This is a genomic window from Chitinophaga rhizophila (genome assembly GCF_019492185.1).
GTDB lineage: Bacteria > Bacteroidota > Bacteroidia > Chitinophagales > Chitinophagaceae > Chitinophaga > Chitinophaga rhizophila.
Window position 1 is genome coordinate 135,187 of record NZ_JAICCF010000005.1, and the last position, 17,919, is coordinate 153,105.

Consider the following 17,919-nt stretch of genomic DNA (forward strand, 5'->3'; position numbering starts at 1 on the left):
CTGCTCAGGAAGACGCCTGTACGATCAGATTAGTATTCAGGATTTTCCTTTCAAATTCCTTCACTGGCTTTTTACTCTCAATCAGTTGCAGCAACAGGCTTGTAGCAATCTGACCCATTTCAAAAGCGGGCTGCCGCACTACCGTCAGTGGCGGATGTAACAATTCAATCAGATCAGAGTTAGAGAATCCCACCAGGGCAATGTCCTGCGGGATGCGTATGCCTTTACTTTTCAATACCCGCATACAGTTAGTGGTCAGTTTATCTGACGCGGTAAATATAGCATCAGGTCGTGGGCGTAGTTTCAGCAGCTGGCTCACGGCCTGTTCTACTTCCTGTAATTGCAGTCCGGCGTAACGGCTGTACTTAATCAGTGCCTTACCTGGCTTTACCCTGGTCTGTGCCAGCGCTTCCCGGTATCCGGCAATACGTTCCCTGCTGATAGACAGATTCTCCGGGCCGGCAATGACTGCAATATGTTTATACCCTTTATTGATCAGGTGTAAGGTAGCGTCATATGCTCCCCTGAAATTATCTACCATTACCTTATGTGTCTGTATTTCTTCCACAATACGGTCGAAAAACACGATAGGGAATCCTCTTTCGTGTAATGCTTTCAGATGATCCAGGTTTTCAGTACCACTGGATACAGAGATCAGTAGTCCGTCAATAGAGCGGGATGCGAGGTATTGCAATGTCATCACTTCTTTGTCAAACGACTCATGCGTCTGGGAGATCATCACATTATATCCTTTGTCTTTCGCAACAGATTCAATACCATTGATAGCCTGGGAGAAAAAACTGTTGGCAATTTCCGCAACGATGACGCCGATGGAACGGCTTCTTTTTTCCTTCAGACTAAGCGCAATAGGATTGGGATGGTAGTTGATCCTCGTGGCATACTCCAGTACCAGCTGTTTGGTAGCGATACTGATCTCATGACTATCCCGTAAGGCACGGGACACCGTAGAGGTGGACAACCCCAGCGCAATGGCTATATCTTTTATAGTGGCAGCTTCAAATTTCATAACGTAAGGAGTAAATATACTTATAATTTATTTTATACTATATTAGTGTCATTCTAACACGTATGAAAAACGCTTTCCTGATGAATAAGAAGCTGCTATTTATGATGGCAGGCATGTGCCTCCCGTCGCTGTTCTACGGCCAACAGCGCTCACAATCCTGGGTGGCAGACCTGGGAAATGGTACCTATAAAAATCCGGTATTGAATGCTGATTATTCTGATCCTGATGTTTGTCGTGCAGGAAATGATTTCTATATGACAGCTTCCAGCTTTAATGCAGCGCCGGGCTTACCGATACTCCAATCAAAGGACCTGGTGAACTGGCAACTGGTAGGACATGCCTTATTCAGGCAGCCACCTTTTGTCCATTTCAGCAAAGTACAGCACGGCAATGGGGTCTGGGCACCATCTATCCGTTACCATAAAGGAGAATTTTATATTTATTATCCTGATCCTGACTTCGGTATCTACCTGATCAAGGCAAAGCATGCAGCCGGCCCCTGGTCTGAGCCGGTGATGGTAAAGGCAGGTAAGGGGCTGATAGATCCTTGTCCGCTGTGGGATGATGATGGCAAAGTATACCTGGTACATGCCTGGGCAGGCAGCCGGGCAGGCATCAAGAGCATCCTGACACTCAACAGGATGAATGAAGCAGGTACTGCTGTTACGGATGAGGGCGTCCTGGTGTTTGATGGCCATCCGGATCATCCCACCCTGGAAGGGCCAAAACTCTACAAACGGAATGGTTACTACTACATTTTTGCGCCGGCAGGAGGCGTAAGCACCGGCTGGCAGCTGGTACTGCGTTCAAAGAATATTTATGGTCCATATGAAGAGAAGATAGTGATGGATCAGGGTAAAAGTCCGGTGAATGGTCCGCACCAGGGTGCCTGGGTGGATATGCCTTCCGGCAGCAGCTGGTTCCTGCATTTCCAGGACAAGAATGCCTACGGACGTGTAGTGCATCTGCAACCGTTGCAGTGGGTAAAGGACTGGCCGGTAATAGGCACAGATCCTGACGGTGATGGTAAAGGAGAGCCGGTGATGACCTGGAATAAGCCATTAGCAGGGATGCCGGTGATGACACCGCCTGAGTCAGATGAATTTAACGGTGCTGCTTTAGGGAAACAATGGCAATGGCAGGCAAATCCGGTAAGTACCTGGATGATGGCTTACCCGGCAAAGGGTGTATTGCGCCTGTTCTCCGCCAGAATACCCGATTCCACCCGCAATCTCTGGCAAACGCCAAACCTGCTGTTGCAGAAGTTTCCTGCTGACAGCTTCACTGTTACTACCAAATGCACCTTTACCCCAAATCCTAAACTGGAAGGAGAACGCACCGGTCTGATTGTACTGGGCGTTGACTATGCAGGTATATCATTGATCAGCAAAAACAATACACTTAAACTGGTATATACCTCCTGTCTCAAGGCCGATAAAGGGGCGGAAGAGCAGCAGGAAGTACTGAAAACACTTGATAACAATACCTGCTGGTTCAGGGTGACGGTAGTCAAAGACGCAGTATGTCAGTTTAGCTATAGTCTGGACGGCACACAGTTCACCGACGCAGGCAAGCCATTCACTGCACAACCAGGTCGGTGGGTTGGCGCTAAGGTAGGTATTTACTGTACCAGGGATACGCAGATCAATGATGCCGGCTTTGCTGACTATGACTGGTTCAGAATAACTAAATAAGACAACACGAAATCAGCAACTACAGATACGGACCAGGGGCCAGGAATGACCACCTGATTCCTGGTTCCACCTCGCTGATTTTTAGACCTTCCCGCTTTGCTTTTCGCAAACGTTTGCGTAAATAAATACTTCCATTCCTTTCGCTATTAATGAATATAGCTGTAGAATTGTTTTTGGGGATACCTGTATGATGACTGAAGAACAAAACAGTGACACCTAATATTGCTGAAATAGCAGTATTTATCGATCCGATCCGGACACAAAAGACCCAATTTTAGAAGAAATATATAACACGTTACGTTATGAAAAAACTGCTATTGATCTACTGGCTGTTGCTGGTTAGTGCCGCTGCGGCATTTGCGCAACGCCAGACAATTAAAGGGAAGATATCCGACGCCACAACCGGAGAACCCCTTGTTATGGTTAACGTGCAGCTGAAAGGCACCACAACAGGCACGCAGACAGACGCCACAGGCGCATTTTCCCTTGCCGTTCCCGATGCTAAAACAGGTGTGCTGGTAATCAGTTACCTGGGATATCTGTCATCGACGCAGGAGATTAATGGTAATACAAACCTTTCACTGAAACTCGAAAAGGATAACAAACAACTGGATGAGGTAGTGATAGTAGGTTATGGTGAAGTAAGAAAGCGTGACCTCACCGGTGCAGTGACCTCTGTGAAGGGCGAAGAACTGAAAAAAGTACCTTCTACCAACGTAATGGAGTCTGTACAGGGTAAACTGCCCGGCGTTGATATTACCAAAAGCAGTGGTGCAGCCGGTGCAAGAATCAATGTAACGGTGAGAGGTAACAGGTCCATCCGTGCAGATAATGGTCCACTGTACATTGTTGATGGTGTGCAGTACGAAAACATCCAGGATATTAACCCTAACGATATTCAGTCCATGGAAGTACTGAAAGATGCTTCTTCGACTGCCGTATACGGTTCCAGAGGTGCAAACGGGGTAATTATCATTACCACCAAAAAAGGCGCTTCCGGCAAGCCCCGTGTATCTGTAAATACTTATGCAGGTCTGTCTCAGGTAGCAGGCTATCCTGCTATGTCAACCGGTCCGCAGTACATAGCCCAGAAAAGAGAGGCTAACCGCACTACGGGCCGCTGGAGAAGTGAAGCGGATGATCCGTTGATCTTTAATGGTGCAGAAGTTGACGCGATAAAGAATAACCTGTGGACTGACTACGCCGACCTCCTGATCCATGATGGCTTCCAGCAGGATCACCAGGTGAGCGTATCCGGAGGATCTGAAAAGACAAAAGTATACCTGTCGCTCGACTACTTCGATGAGAAAGGTATCTTCAAACTGGATCACCTGAAACGTTATTCCGCCAGGTTGAACCTCGACCAGGTAGTAACGGACTATCTGAAGGTAGGTATGCAAAGTCAGGTGACTTACTATGACCAGAGCGGCCGTCGCGACCCCCTGAACCAGGCGAATAAGATTGTACCCCTGAACCTGCCGTTTGACGAAGAAGGTCAGCTGATCCTGTTCCCTAATATGGGCTCCATGATCAATCCACTGGCAGATGAGCAGCCAAATGCTTACCAGAACAATGGACGGGTGACGCGTACATTTGTTAATGCTTATGTAGAACTGACACCCCTGAAAGGACTGTCATTCCGCTCTAACCTGGGTGTGACGCTTGACAATGCACGCACCGGGATATTTGCTTCTAAAAACTCCATTGAGCGCTCCACCGCCTCAACTTCCAGGTCACAGTATAACAGTGGCAACAGACGGTATATCAGCTGGGAAAACGTCCTTAGCTACTCAAAGAAAATTGGCGACCACACCTTTGGCCTCACCGGCGTAGCGAGCTTACTTTCTGATCAGCGGGATTCAAGTTTTTTACAGGGTGAAGGACAGTTGCTGCCATCTCAACTATATTACGCTCTACAAAATAGTGTGAGTGGCGTAGCCATTCGCTCCAGTTATATGGCAAATAAACTGATATCATTTACGGGCCGTATCAATTACAGCTACAAGGGTAAATATCTCCTGTCGATGACCGCTCGTTCTGATGGAAGTTCTAAGCTGGCTCCGGGCAACAAATGGGCGTTATTCCCATCTGTAGCAGGAGCATGGCGCATCTCTGATGAAGGATTTATGCGTGGCCAGCGTGTGTTCAGTGATCTGAAGGTACGTGCCAGCTTTGGTATAGCAGGTAATGACGCGGTACCGCCTTATGCAACGGCAAGTTATCTGAGTAAGATTCCGTTCTCTTATGATGATACCAACTCAGCCCTGGCATATGGTATCGGTAGCCAGATCGGTAACCGGAATCTGAAATGGGAGCTGTCTGCCACCACAGACTTTGGTGTTGATATGAGCTTCCTAGATGGCAGGATCGGAGCGACGATTGACTATTACGATACGAAGACAAGAGACCTGCTGTTGCAGAGAACACTGCCTTCCTCTTCCGGCGTAAGCACTGTGATACAGAATATCGGTAAGACAAGAAACAGGGGTATTGAGATTGGTGTTAATACAACTATCGTAAGAAGCAAATCAGTGACCTGGACATCTAATATCGTATTCTCTAAAAACAAAGAAGAGATAGTGGCCCTCGCCGACGCAAATACCAATGACGTCGCAAATGGCTGGTTTATCGGTTCACCGGTGAGAGTGTTCTTCGATTATGAGAAGACGGGTATCTGGCAGACAAAAGAGGCAGATGCAGCCGCTTCTTTCGGATATAAACCGGGTGATATCAAGGTACGTGACAGGGACGGAAATGGCGTACTGAACTCTCAGGACCGTACCATACTTGGTACACAAGTGCCCACCTGGAGCGGTGGTTTTAACAATGATGTGCGCTTCAAAAACTTTGATCTGAACTTCTATGTGTTTGCACGTATCGGTCAATGGATCAACTCAGAATATGCAGGCAAGTATGATCCGCAGGGATTGGAGAATAGTGCGCCGCACGACTACTGGACACCGGAACGTGAAACAAACGCATATCCCCGTCCGAATGCCAGCGTATCAAAAGATGGTACGCCTTTCATCAGGACACTGGGATACAGGGATGGTTCTTTTGTGAAGATCCGTAACATCTCCCTGGGTTACACACTGCCGGCAACAGCATTGCAAAGTATGCATATGAGCAATGTGCGTATTTACGTAACAGGTAAGAACCTGTTCACATTCAGTAAAGTGAAGGATTATGATCCGGAAAGAGGAGGAGATCTGAGCAATCCGTTGACGAAGATGTACGTTGCCGGTCTGAATGTAGAATTTTGATTTTAATTCAAATTAATCTGACAAGTCATGAAACGCTATATAAATCTTTTTATCGTACTTATCACAGGCGCAGGTTTGCTGGCCGCCTGTAACAAGCAACTGGAAGAATACAATCCTTCCGGCCTTACAGTAGACCAGGTGTTCAGTACCCCCGAAGGCTTTGAGACACTGGTAAGCGCCGCCTATTCCTACAACCGCTGGTGGTATGGAAAAGAGGAAGGGTATAGTATCTCTGAAATGGGCACTGACCTCTGGACAAGTGGTACCGGAGATAAGTATCCAGATATTACACAGTACATCAATCTCCAGGCCAGCAATGGCGTGATGAGCGCATTGTGGAGACAACTATATTCAGCCATCAACCTGTGTAACACAGGAATCGGCCGGGTAGGTAATGCGGGGTTCCCGGAAGAAAAACGCCGCCTGCGCGATGCAGAGCTGCATTTCCTCCGTGCCTTCTACTACTGGCATGTAGTAGAGATGTGGGGTGGTGTACACTTTACAGTGACAGAAACCCAAGGCGTTGAAACTACAGCTAACCGCACCCCGGTTGATACCTTCTATGCACAGATCTTCCGTGACCTGGATATAGCGGTTAATAACCTGCCGGTTACAACCACTGACTATGGACGAGTAACCAAACCTGCGGCACAGGCATTCCTGGCACGCATGTACCTGACCCGTGGCATGAATGACCGCGCAGCAGCGCTGGCTGATTCTGTAATCAACAACTATGGTTATACGCTAGTACCGAAGTATGCAGACCTGTGGAGAATGGATAACCTTCAGAACAAGGAAATTGTATGGGCAGTGAACTATATGAAAAACCTTGTTTTTGACGACAGGCTGGATGCTACCTTGTATCCGAATGGTCACTCCCGCGGCGCACACAACGGGCATCTGATGTTTGCTATGAAATATGATGATCTGCCAGGTATGCAGCGCGATGTACTGAATGGCCGTCCTTTCAACAGGTATATGCCAACATTGTATCTGCTGGATCTGTTCAATGAAAAAGCAGATGCACGGTATAATGCAACCTTCAAATCCGTATGGCTGTGTAATAACCTGAAGACAGCTCCCGCAGGAATGAAACTAGGTGATACCGCTATCATCTGTACCAAATATGTAGTAACTAATGCAGATACTGCCGGTAAGAGATACCGTGTATATGACAGGAACATGTGTTACTATGACAATCAGGGTGGTAAAGACCGTACCCGTTATGTATCGCTGCAGAAATTTGACGATCCTACGCGTGCTGCGATGAATGAAGAACAGAGCGCGAGAGACGCATATATTATCAGGCTGGCTGAATTATATCTGATTGCTGCAGAGGCACAGATCAAATTGAGCAATCCTGGCAAAGCAGCAGAGTATATCAATGTCCTACGTAAACGTGCCGCTATTCCTGGTCACGAACAGGAAATGGAAGTGTCTGCAGCGCAGATGACCGTTGACTTTGTATTAGAGGAAAGGGCGAGGGAGCTGGCAGGAGAACAGCTGCGCTGGTTTGATCTGAAACGTACCGGTAAACTGGGTACACAGATTGCTGCACATAATCCTGACGCAGCGAGAAATTTCCAGTCCTTCCATAATGTTCGTCCTATCCCGCAGGACCAGATCGATGCGGTGACTAACAAAGCTGAATTTACTCAGAATCCAAATTATCAGTAATACCATTAAATCGAAAGCTCATGAAGTTGTATCTATTGGCGCTGCTTATTCCTTTGATTAGTTGGATACCGACAGATGATCCGCCACGCGTGTTTATGATCGGAGACTCCACAATGGCTGACAAGCCACTGGCAGATAATCCGGAAAGAGGATGGGGACAGCTGTTTCCGCTGTTCCTGCAAAAAGGCGTAACGGTAAAGAACTACGCAGTTAATGGTCGCAGTACCAAGAGTTTCATTAATGAGCATCGTTGGGATAGCGTACTGGTGCAATTAAAGGCCGGAGATTGGGTGTTCATCCAGTTTGGGCATAATGATGCTAAAAAGGATGATTCGACCCGTTTTGCTGCTCCTAAAGGGGCTTACAAGGACAATCTGATCCGCTTTGTGAAGGAGGCTCGGGCGAAAGGCGCGAATCCTGTTCTTCTTACATCTGTACAACGCAGGAAGTTTGATGAGAAAGGCGCGTTTGTAGACCAGCACGGCGATTACCCTGGAGTAGTACGCCAGGTAGCCGCTAGCCTGAAAGTACCGCTGATTGACCTGCATAAAAGCAGCGAAGCGTTGTTGATACAACATGGCGTTGCTGGCTCCGAGAAGTTGTTTAAGACTACACCGGCAGGTCATTATACTACCTTGCCTAATGGCGTGACCGACAATACACACTTTAATACCTATGGTGCTACCCTCGTTGCAGGATTGGTAGCCAGAGAGATTAAGGAGAAGAATATCGGCCTGGAGAAATACCTGGCTAAGCTGGAATTTGAAGGCAAATACCGCTATGAATTACCGGAGATCTATGAGCCGCATTTCAGGAGGGACACGCTGAGTATCGTATCATTCGGCGCGAAACCCGATGGCGTAACGCTGAACAGCAAGAGTATCAATGAAGCAATCAGCAAGGCTAACAGCAATGGTGGCGGCGTAGTAATGGTTCCTCCGGGTCTGTGGCTTACCGGCCCTATTGTGCTGAAGAGTAATGTAAACCTGCACCTGGCAGCGAATGCCGTGTTGCAGTTTACTACAGACTTTGACCAGTATCCGCTTATCGAGACTAACTATGAAGGTCTGAGAGCAATGCGCTGCCAGCCGCCAGTATCTGCTACCAATGCAGAGAATATTGCTATCACCGGTAAAGGTATCCTTGACGGTGGCGGCGATGCATGGCGTATTGTTAAGAAAGACAAGCTGACTGAATCTCAGTGGCGGAAGTTGTTGGCATCAGGAGGTATAGAAGGCGAGGATAAACGCACCTGGTATCCGACTGCTAAGTCACAGAAAGGCTCTCATACCAAACTGGCCGGTGTCATATCACCAGAGAAAACAGCGGCAGATTACAATGATATCAAGGACTTCCTGCGTCCTAATATGCTGGTGCTGACAGCATGTAAATACGTACTGCTGGAAGGCGTGACGTTCCAGAACTCTCCGGCATGGTGTCTGCATCCATTACTGACCGAACATATTACTTTACGCGATGTATATGCTAAAAATCCATGGTATGCGCAGAATGGCGACGGTATTGACCTGGAGTCCTGCCGTTATGCCCGTATAGAAGGGTGTACGTTTGATGTAGGTGATGACGGTATCTGTATCAAGTCAGGACGTGATGAACAGGGACGCAAGCGCGGTGTGCCTACTGAAGACGTGATTGTTGATAACTGTACTGTTTATCATGCACACGGCGGTTTTGTAGTAGGTAGTGAAATGTCAGGTGGTGCACGTAACCTGTTTGTGTCTAATTGTTCCTTCCTTGGTACAGATATCGGCCTGCGTTTTAAGACTACCCGCGGCCGTGGGGGAATCGTAGAGAAGATCTATGTGAACAATATCAACATGAAGAACATTCCGGCAGAAGCGATTCTGTTTGATATGTACTATATGGCCAAAGACCCGGTAGTACTTGCCGGAGAAAAGCGGGAAGCGCCGAAGGTAGAGCTGCATCCTGTTACAGAGGCAACGCCGCAGTTCCGGGACTTCCACATCAGTAATGTGGTATGTCACGGCGCAGAAAAAGCCATCTTTATCCGCGGCCTGCCTGAGATGCCGATCAGCGATATTTTCCTGAAAGATATTACTATCAAAGCCAAAAAAGCCGGCGACTGTATCGTTGGAAATAATATCAGTATGACCAATGTGAAGCTGATTACAGAAGACGACGGAAAACTGAATGTGCAGGATAGTAAACAGGTAAGTAAGAAATAATGATCACTGGTCAGGAATGGGGGTGAAGATCCTGCCGAGGGAGGATAGTATCCGTCAGGATAATCATGCGGATTGGCTTTATAGGTTCATATTATCAACCTGTATACAAAACGGGTCCTCATTCCTGCACTATGGTTATTTCAAATATTAATAGAACCAGACTATCATAAATACAGACATGAAGAAATTACTGAATACGCTACTGCTGCTGTTTCCTGTTATTAGCTTTGCACAGTCGGCAAAGATGGCGGAGACTATGATCAGGATCTGGGGAGATTCCCTGCAGCTGGCTGGACGGCGTGCACACTGGACATATGATCAGGGAGTTGTACTGGAAGGTTTTGCAGGACTTTGGAAGAATACCGGGGATGGAAAGTACTTTCAGTTTATCCAGAAGGGCATCGACCACTATATTGAGAAAGATGGTACAATCAGAACATACAAGGTTGAAGATTATAATATTGATCATATTAAGAATGGCCGTGCGCTGTTGTTGCTATATAAAGTAACAAATGAGGAGAAATATAAGCTGGCTGCTGATAAACTGAAAGCACAGCTGGACAAACATCCACGTACCAAAGAGGGTGGCTTCTGGCACAAGAAGCGCTATCCTTATCAGATGTGGTTAGATGGTTTGTACATGGCAGAGCCGTTTTATGCCGAGTATGCTGCTATGCACCATGACGAAGCTGCATTCAAGGACATCACCCGTCAATTTGTATTGATGGAAGAGCATTCTTTGGATAAAAAGACAGGACTATTATACCATGGATATGATGAGTCAAGAGAACAACGCTGGGCGGATAAGACCACTGGTCGCTCTCCTAATTTCTGGGGTCGCGCCATGGGTTGGTATGGCATGGCGCTGGTTGACGCACTGGAATACTATCCTGCTGCTCACCCGGGCCGGGACAGTCTCCTGCAGATATTGAACAGGATGGCTGTAGCAGTTAAAAAATACCAGGATCCAGCTAGTGGCTGCTGGTATCAGGTGCTGGATAAAGCTAATGCTAAAGGTAATTACCTGGAAGCCTCTGCTTCTTCCATGTTTGTATACGCATTGGCCAAAGGTGTAAGACTGGGTTATCTGCCCGCCACTTACAGCGCAGTTGCCGAAAAGGGTTATAAGGGTATTATGAAGCAGTTTATCCGTACCGCGCCTGAAGGAGGCGTTAACCTGGAAGGTACGGTGAGTGTAGCCGGCCTGGGTGGCGATCCCTACAGAGACGGTAGTTACGAGTACTACCTGAGTGAAAAGGTTGTAACCAATGACCCTAAAGGCGTTGGCGCTTATATGATGGCTGCCAATGAAATGGAGCAGGCAGCAATCCCGAAAACAGGTAAGAACGTAACTGTTACACTGGATAACTACTTCAATAATGAATTTAGAAAAGGTATTACTGGTCAGCAGGAGTCCTGGCACTACGTATGGAATGAAATGGACAACGGCGGTTTCTCGCTTTGGGCGCATATATTTCACAACAGAGGTGCTGTAACCAATACCTTATCCGAAGCCCCTACAGCAGCAACGCTGGCCAAATCCAATGTGCTTATCATTGTTGATCCGGACACTGAGAAAGAGACACCAAAGCCTAACTTAATGACAGCAGCTCATGCTACTGAGATCCATAAATGGGTGGAGAAGGGCGGTGTGCTGGTTATTCTGCAGAATGATGCAGGTAACGCTGAAATCAAAGCCTTCAATACCTTGACAGAGAAGTTCGGTATCCGTTTCAAAGAAGATAGCCGGAACCATGTAGAAGGCAGGCAGTTTGAACAGGGTGCTTTATTCCTGCCACCAGGCAATCCAGTGTTTACTAAAACGAAGAAAATCTATATCAAGGAGATCTCTACCCTTGAACTGAAAGAGCCTGCCAAAGCACTGTATACGGATAAGGGTGATGTGATTATGGCAACTGCTAAAGTGGGTAAAGGAGCAGTATTTGCAATAGGCGATCCCTGGTTTTATAACGAATACCTGGATGGCCGCCGGCTACCTGCATCTTTTGAGAACTATCAGGCAGCGACCGATCTGACTGAATGGATCTTCAGACAGACACGTCGGAAATAATTCGTAATACTGTCGATGGAAGTGGTGCATTGACGCATTAAATATGAACTATGCAATTGAATAAACAGTTTCTGAAAGAAAAGGAACGTCCTGTGTTGCCCGAAAAGGTACTCCAGTTTGGTACGGGCGTCTTGTTACGCGGATTGCCTGACTATTTCATTGATAAGGCTAATAAGGGCCGCATTTTCAATGGCCGTGTAGTGGTGGTGAAGTCTACTGATAAAGGAAATACGGATGCTTACGGCGAACAGGACTATCTGTATACGCACTGTATCCAGGGTATTATGCAGGGTAGGAGAGTAGAGGAATATGTTGTAAACGACGCTGTGAGCAGAGTATTATCTGCTGCCAGTGACTGGCCGGCAGTATTAGCCTGTGCTAAAGATCCTGAAATGGAGATCATTATTTCTAATACCACAGAGGTGGGTATCACACTCACTGATGACGATGTACATGCTGCACCACCTGCTTCTTTTCCAGGTAAGCTGCTTGCCTTTCTGTTACAGCGCTATCAACACTTCGGTGGTGACAATAGCAAAGGTATGGTGATCATTCCTACTGAGCTGATTCCGGATAATGGTACCAAACTGAAAGACATCCTGTTGGCACTGGCAAACCAGAACCAGCTGGAAGGTGATTTCATCAACTGGTTAACAAACGCTAACCATATCTGTAACTCACTGGTGGATCGTATTGTACCGGGCGCGCTTCCGGCAGTTGCACAGGCTGCAGTAGAAGAACAACTAGGTTATCAGGATAAACTGATGATCATGTCTGAACCCTATGCTTTATGGGCAATAGAAACAGGTAATGAGGCGGTTAAAAAGAAGTTATCTTTTGCTGCCGCTGACAGTGGCGTCGTGTTAGCCCCGGATATTGATATCTTTCGCGAACTGAAATTGCGCCTCCTGAATGGCACTCATACACTCAGCTGCGGACTAGCAGTACTAGCAGGTTTTGAGACTGTGAAAGATGCGATGGAAGATCCAGCAATGGAAAGTTGTATCTCTGCATTAATGCAGCACGAAATCGTGCCTGCCATCACAGATGTAGCCATCCGTGAAGACGCAGCCCTGCGCTTCGCGGGAAGTGTGTTGGACCGCTTCAGGAACCCATACATTGAACATCGCTGGCTGAGTATCACCATGCAGTATACCTCTAAAATGAAAATGCGGGTGATTCCTATCATTATAAGGCATTATCAGCGTGCAGACGAAGTGCCTGCATTAATGGCGCTCGGATTTGCGGCATTCCTCTTGTTCATGCGGGATGGGCAGGTTACAGATGATCATGCAGACTATTTTAAAGAAAAATGGCAAAGGCTGGAGCCCGCCGTATTGGTCCAGACAGTATTGAAAGATGCTGCTATGTGGAGCACTGACCTGACGAAGCTACCAGGCTTTGCACATGCAGTAACAGTCATGCTGGGCGCATTACTTCATGAAGGAGCGCCTTCATTAATCAGACGAGTATCAGAAGAAACAACGATAGCTTAAATAAACGAATATGACGGGATTGAAAAGGAAAGTCCTGAAAGTACATCCGCAGGATAATGTGGTGGTGGCACTCACGGACCTGAAAAAAGCAGAGCAGGTGCAGGACAATGGCCAGGTATATATACTGACAGATGATGTTCCGGCGAAGCACAAATTTACAGAGACAGCGCTGAAAACCGGGGATGCAATAACTATGTATGGCGTACTGGTTGGCCGCGCAAAAACGGATTTGCCGGCAGGAGCCAGGATAGCCGTAGGAAATGTTCAACATGCTGCCAGTGACTTTCAGCTGGCCAAATCACGCAAGACCGCTTGGCATATACCAGATGTCTCGAAATGGAAAGACCGTACGTTTCAGGGCTATCACAGACCTGATGGCAGTGTAGGTACAGGCAATTATTGGCTGGTGATCCCGATGGTATTCTGCGAAAACAGGAATGTTGAAGTATTGCGGGAAACACTGGTGGAAGAACTGGGTTATGGACGTCCGAGAAAATATGCCGCTTTTGCCCGCAAGCTGGTAGAACAGTATAAGAATGGTGCAGGTGCTGATTCAATACTGGAAACAACCTATACAGAACAAGAAGCCGGTAATGGTCAACAGCGCTTGTTTGAAAATATTGATGGTATTAAATTCCTCACGCATGATGGTGGGTGCGGTGGTATAAGACAGGATGCACAAACTTTATGCGGTCTTCTTGCCGGATATATCACACATGCCAATGTAGCCGGTGCTACCGTATTAAGCCTCGGCTGTCAGAATGCTCAGATCAACATGCTGGAAGAGGAGATTCGTAAGCGTTCACCTCAATTCAGCAAACCGCTGTTTATACTGGATCAACAGCAGACCGGGACAGAGCAGGCTCTGATCACTGCTGCTGTAAAGCAGACAATGGCCGGACTAATAGAAGCAAACAAGATACAACGTAAGCCAGCGCCACTTTCAAAGCTGTGTATCGGATTGGAATGCGGTGGCTCTGACGGCTTCTCAGGTATATCAGCAAATCCCGCTATTGGTTATACATCTGATCTGCTGGTTGCCTTGGGTGGATCTGTAATTCTGTCCGAATTTCCAGAACTCTGCGGAGTCGAACAGGAGATGAGCGACCGTTGTGTGGATGAGAATGATGCACTGCAGTTCATAGAACTGATGCGTACTTATCAACGGCGCGCTGAAGAAGCTGGCTCCGGTTTTGACATGAATCCGTCACCTGGTAATATAAAGGATGGACTGATTACAGATGCTATCAAATCAGCTGGTGCTGCCAAAAAGGGAGGTACCTCTCCGGTGGCAGCAGTACTGGACTATCCACAACAGGTATCCAAGCCAGGACTTAACCTGCTTTGCACACCCGGTAATGATGTAGAGTCAACTACCGCAGAGGTGGGGGCTGGCGCTACCATCGTGCTGTTTACTACAGGCCTGGGTACGCCTACCGGTAATCCTGTCACGCCAGTTATTAAACTATCCAGTAATACCAAGCTCTATGAGCGCATGCCAGACATCATAGATATCAATACAGGCACTATCATCGATGGAGAAGAGTCTATTCCGGAAGCCGGAGAACGTATCCTGAATTATGTCATTGATGTAGCCAGTGGAGTTACCCAAGCCAGATCCGTCATCAACGGACAGGACGATTTTATTCCCTGGAAAAGAGGTGTATCACTGTAATCTACTAACCAACATTAAAACGTCTATAATGAAGAAGTTCCTGGATGAACATTTCCTCCTGAGTAACAACACAGCCAAACGTTTGTATCATGACTACGCGAAGGATATGCCTGTGATAGACTATCACTGTCATCTTCCACCCTCACAGATCGCTGCTGATACTACGTTCGGTACGCTTACACAGGCATGGCTGTATGGTGATCACTATAAATGGCGTGCAATGCGCACAAACGGTGTACATGAGAGTTATTGTACCGGTAATAGGTCTGATTGGGAGAAGTTTGAAAAGTGGGCGGCCACAGTACCGTATACATTGCGTAATCCGTTGTACCACTGGACGCACCTGGAATTACAACGTTATTTCGATATACATGATATATTAGGTCCTGCAACTGCAAAGGATATCTACTACAACGCCAGCGCTCAACTGGAAACACCGGCATTCAGCACACGTAACTTGCTCCGTAAGATGAATGTTGCGCTGGTATGTACAACAGATGATCCGGCAGATACCCTGGAGTATCATCATCAGCTGCGCACCGACGGCTTTGAAATACCCATACTGCCCGCATTCCGTCCAGATCAGGCTATGAATGTAGATGATCCTGAAAAATATAATGCCTATCTCAGTAAATTGGAAGAAGCTGCTGGTATCACCATTGATACCTATAGTGATCTGCTGGATGCACTGAAAAACAGACATGATTTCTTCGCATCACAGGGTTGCTCTGTATCTGATCATGGTATTGAAGAGATCTATGCAGAAGATTTCCTGGAAAAGGATATCAATGCTATCTTCCTTAAGGTTAGAAGCGGTCAGAAGCTCAGCCTGACTGAAATCCGCCAAATTAAGTCAGCCTTATTGGTACAGCTGGCTGAATGGGACTGGGAAAAAGGATGGGTACAGCAGTATCATCTCGGTGCATTAAGGAACAATAACTCCAGGATGATGCGCCTGCTTGGTCCGGATACTGGATGGGACTCTATCGGCGACTTTTCTCAGGCAAGGGCGCTGGCGAAATTCCTCGACAGACTGGATAGCCAGGACAAGCTAGCCAAAACGATATTGTATAACCTCAATCCGGCAGACAATGAGTTGCTAGCTACCATGATCGGCAACTTCAACGACGGTTCTGTAGCAGGTAAGGTGCAGTTTGGTTCAGCATGGTGGTTCCTGGACCAGAAAGACGGCATGATTAAACAGATCAATGCATTATCCAATATGGGACTACTTAGCCGTTTTGTAGGTATGTTGACGGACTCCCGCAGCTTCTTATCTTACCCAAGACATGAATACTTCCGCAGAATAGTATGTGAACTGTTTGGTCAGGAGGTAGAAAATGGTGAATTACCAAACGATGTAGAGTGGATAGGGCAGGTAGTAAAAGATATCTGTTATTACAATGCGCAGCAGTATTTCAACTGGAAAGAACTATCAGTAGAAGCTGGTGTGACCAGGTAAATAGAAATGCCCCATCAGGGGCAGCAAGTATATCATCCGCAGGTCAGTATAAAATAGGCATTACGCCTATTTTATACTTCCGGGATTATTTGGAGAATTGTTATCCCCTATCATCCTTCTCTCACTTTCTACAGACCTTTATCTTTTAACAAGCTATCTATATATCCTTCGCTAATGTGCCTTATGTAATTGCTACTGTAGAAAACATTTCCGCAACAGATCTTCCGTTACGGAAGTGAAAACAACTAAAACAACTCTCAGATTTATGATTAACAATTCGCGCAAGCGTAATTGGGTTTTTTGAGCGGTTCGCTGGCAGTACTTTCAAATTTGCCTGCGAGGGGGGAGGAAACACATGGATTCTCAAATGCGATCAGGTCTGCCAGTCCGTTCTGCACTGTTTGCTCAGCCTCCAGAGCATTGTAATCGCCATTTAATATCAATGTTCCATTGAACCGAGAGCGTATACCGGCAATTAACATCGCCGGAGTAGCTGGTTCTGTCAGCAGATGAATGTAGGACAGGCCGTAAGTATCCAGCGCGTCGGTCAGGTATTCGTAAGTAGCGTCTATCTGATTATGATGCTGCAGGTCGTTTACCTGGCTATATGGCGACAGAAGGATGCCTGTGCGGTGTCTGCCAATTGCATGACTAACTGCTGCGACAGTTTCGAGTATAAACCGTACCCTGTTGGTAATACTGCCGCCGTATTTGTCAGTACGTTGGTTAGTATCAGGGTGCAGGAACTGGTCCATTAAATATCCTTGCGCTGCGTGTAATTCCACTCCGTCGAATCCTGCTTCTATTGCTTGTATTGCTGCTTTCACATATTGCTGGACCATTTTCCCTACCTCTGATGTTGTCATCGCTCTTGGCGTAGCATGTGGCTGCCACCCTAGTCGCTCAGTCCATATTTCCCCTTTGGCAGTGATTGCAGAAGGAGCGATGATGTCTGCCTTAGCCGGCATGTTTGCAGGATGCGATATACGTCCTGTGTGTTTGATCTGCAGGAAGATCCGGCCTCCGTTCTCATGAACAGCCTTTGTTACTTTTTTCCATCCTGATATCTGATCCTTGCTATAGATGCCTGGCATATCTGCCTGACCCATTCCATTTTCTGCAGGACCGGTACCTTCTGCGATGATCAGGCCGGCTTTAGCCCTTTGGCTATAATATTTAACTATCACGTCATTAGGTATGCCCGCAGGAACGCGTAGTTTAGATAAGGTGGGTGCCATAACCACCTTGTTGGAAATGGCATAATTGCCTATAGTAGCGGATGATAGTAATGTTGGATACATGGGCTTTTCAGTTAAAATAATTCCAGAATGATTGTTCCAAAAAAAGTCA

The 17,919-nt window shown here is 46.9% G+C and carries 10 protein-coding genes; 8 read left to right on the forward strand and 2 right to left on the reverse strand.

Annotated elements, in window-relative coordinates:
* Positions 1 to 4: 4 nt before the first annotated feature.
* The gene (locus tag K1Y79_RS24850; protein WP_220252919.1) at positions 5 to 1,027 is read right to left on the reverse strand and encodes a LacI family DNA-binding transcriptional regulator; all 1,023 of its coding nucleotides are present in this window, start codon (positions 1,025 to 1,027) and stop codon (positions 5 to 7) included.
* A 62-nt stretch (positions 1,028 to 1,089) separates the two neighbouring features.
* Here K1Y79_RS24850 and K1Y79_RS24855 point away from each other — a divergent pair, with 62 nt between their 5' ends.
* The 8 genes from K1Y79_RS24855 (at position 1,090) to uxaC (ending at position 16,569) form a co-directional block, all read left to right on the forward strand.
* Entirely contained in the window at positions 1,090 to 2,721 is a 1,632-nt protein-coding gene (locus K1Y79_RS24855; protein ID WP_236059833.1) for a glycoside hydrolase family 43 protein, read from the forward strand.
* A 302-nt stretch (positions 2,722 to 3,023) separates the two neighbouring features.
* Positions 3,024 to 5,984 (forward strand): SusC/RagA family TonB-linked outer membrane protein, encoded by a 2,961-nt coding sequence (locus K1Y79_RS24860; protein WP_220252920.1) that lies wholly within the window; start codon positions 3,024 to 3,026, stop codon positions 5,982 to 5,984.
* Positions 5,985 to 6,011: 27 nt separating this feature from the next.
* Positions 6,012 to 7,661, forward strand: coding sequence for a RagB/SusD family nutrient uptake outer membrane protein (locus K1Y79_RS24865; RefSeq protein WP_220252921.1), 1,650 nt, complete (start codon positions 6,012 to 6,014; stop codon positions 7,659 to 7,661).
* Positions 7,662 to 7,681: 20 nt separating this feature from the next.
* Positions 7,682 to 9,865 (forward strand): glycosyl hydrolase family 28 protein, encoded by a 2,184-nt coding sequence (locus K1Y79_RS24870; RefSeq protein ID WP_220252922.1) that lies wholly within the window; start codon positions 7,682 to 7,684, stop codon positions 9,863 to 9,865.
* 178 nt (positions 9,866 to 10,043) lie between these two features.
* Positions 10,044 to 11,936, forward strand: coding sequence for a DUF4350 domain-containing protein (locus K1Y79_RS24875; protein WP_220252923.1), 1,893 nt, complete (start codon positions 10,044 to 10,046; stop codon positions 11,934 to 11,936).
* A 50-nt stretch (positions 11,937 to 11,986) separates the two neighbouring features.
* On the forward strand, positions 11,987 to 13,432 hold the full coding sequence (locus tag K1Y79_RS24880; protein WP_220252924.1) for a tagaturonate reductase: 1,446 nt from the start codon (positions 11,987 to 11,989) through the stop codon (positions 13,430 to 13,432).
* Between the two features lie 10 nt (positions 13,433 to 13,442).
* Entirely contained in the window at positions 13,443 to 15,107 is a 1,665-nt protein-coding gene (locus tag K1Y79_RS24885) for a UxaA family hydrolase (protein WP_220252925.1), read from the forward strand.
* 28 nt (positions 15,108 to 15,135) lie between these two features.
* Positions 15,136 to 16,569: a glucuronate isomerase gene (uxaC, locus tag K1Y79_RS24890; RefSeq protein WP_220252926.1), complete on the forward strand. Its 1,434-nt coding sequence runs from the start codon at positions 15,136 to 15,138 to the stop codon at positions 16,567 to 16,569.
* A 269-nt stretch (positions 16,570 to 16,838) separates the two neighbouring features.
* Here uxaC and K1Y79_RS24895 read toward each other — a convergent pair whose 3' ends face one another.
* Entirely contained in the window at positions 16,839 to 17,870 is a 1,032-nt protein-coding gene (locus K1Y79_RS24895) for an alkene reductase (RefSeq protein WP_220252927.1), read from the reverse strand.
* Positions 17,871 to 17,919: the final 49 nt, after the last annotated feature.

Coding starts and splice junctions, on each gene's coding strand:
- K1Y79_RS24895 (WP_220252927.1), bottom strand. CDS start 17,870: ATGTATCCAACATTACTATCATCCGCTACTATAGGCAATTATGCCATT.
- K1Y79_RS24880 (WP_220252924.1), top strand. CDS start 11,987: ATGCAATTGAATAAACAGTTTCTGAAAGAAAAGGAACGTCCTGTGTTG.
- K1Y79_RS24870 (WP_220252922.1), top strand. CDS start 7,682: ATGAAGTTGTATCTATTGGCGCTGCTTATTCCTTTGATTAGTTGGATA.
- K1Y79_RS24855 (WP_236059833.1), top strand. CDS start 1,090: ATGAAAAACGCTTTCCTGATGAATAAGAAGCTGCTATTTATGATGGCA.
- K1Y79_RS24860 (WP_220252920.1), top strand. CDS start 3,024: ATGAAAAAACTGCTATTGATCTACTGGCTGTTGCTGGTTAGTGCCGCT.
- K1Y79_RS24850 (WP_220252919.1), bottom strand. CDS start 1,027: ATGAAATTTGAAGCTGCCACTATAAAAGATATAGCCATTGCGCTGGGG.
- K1Y79_RS24875 (WP_220252923.1), top strand. CDS start 10,044: ATGAAGAAATTACTGAATACGCTACTGCTGCTGTTTCCTGTTATTAGC.
- uxaC (WP_220252926.1), top strand. CDS start 15,136: ATGAAGAAGTTCCTGGATGAACATTTCCTCCTGAGTAACAACACAGCC.
- K1Y79_RS24865 (WP_220252921.1), top strand. CDS start 6,012: ATGAAACGCTATATAAATCTTTTTATCGTACTTATCACAGGCGCAGGT.
- K1Y79_RS24885 (WP_220252925.1), top strand. CDS start 13,443: ATGACGGGATTGAAAAGGAAAGTCCTGAAAGTACATCCGCAGGATAAT.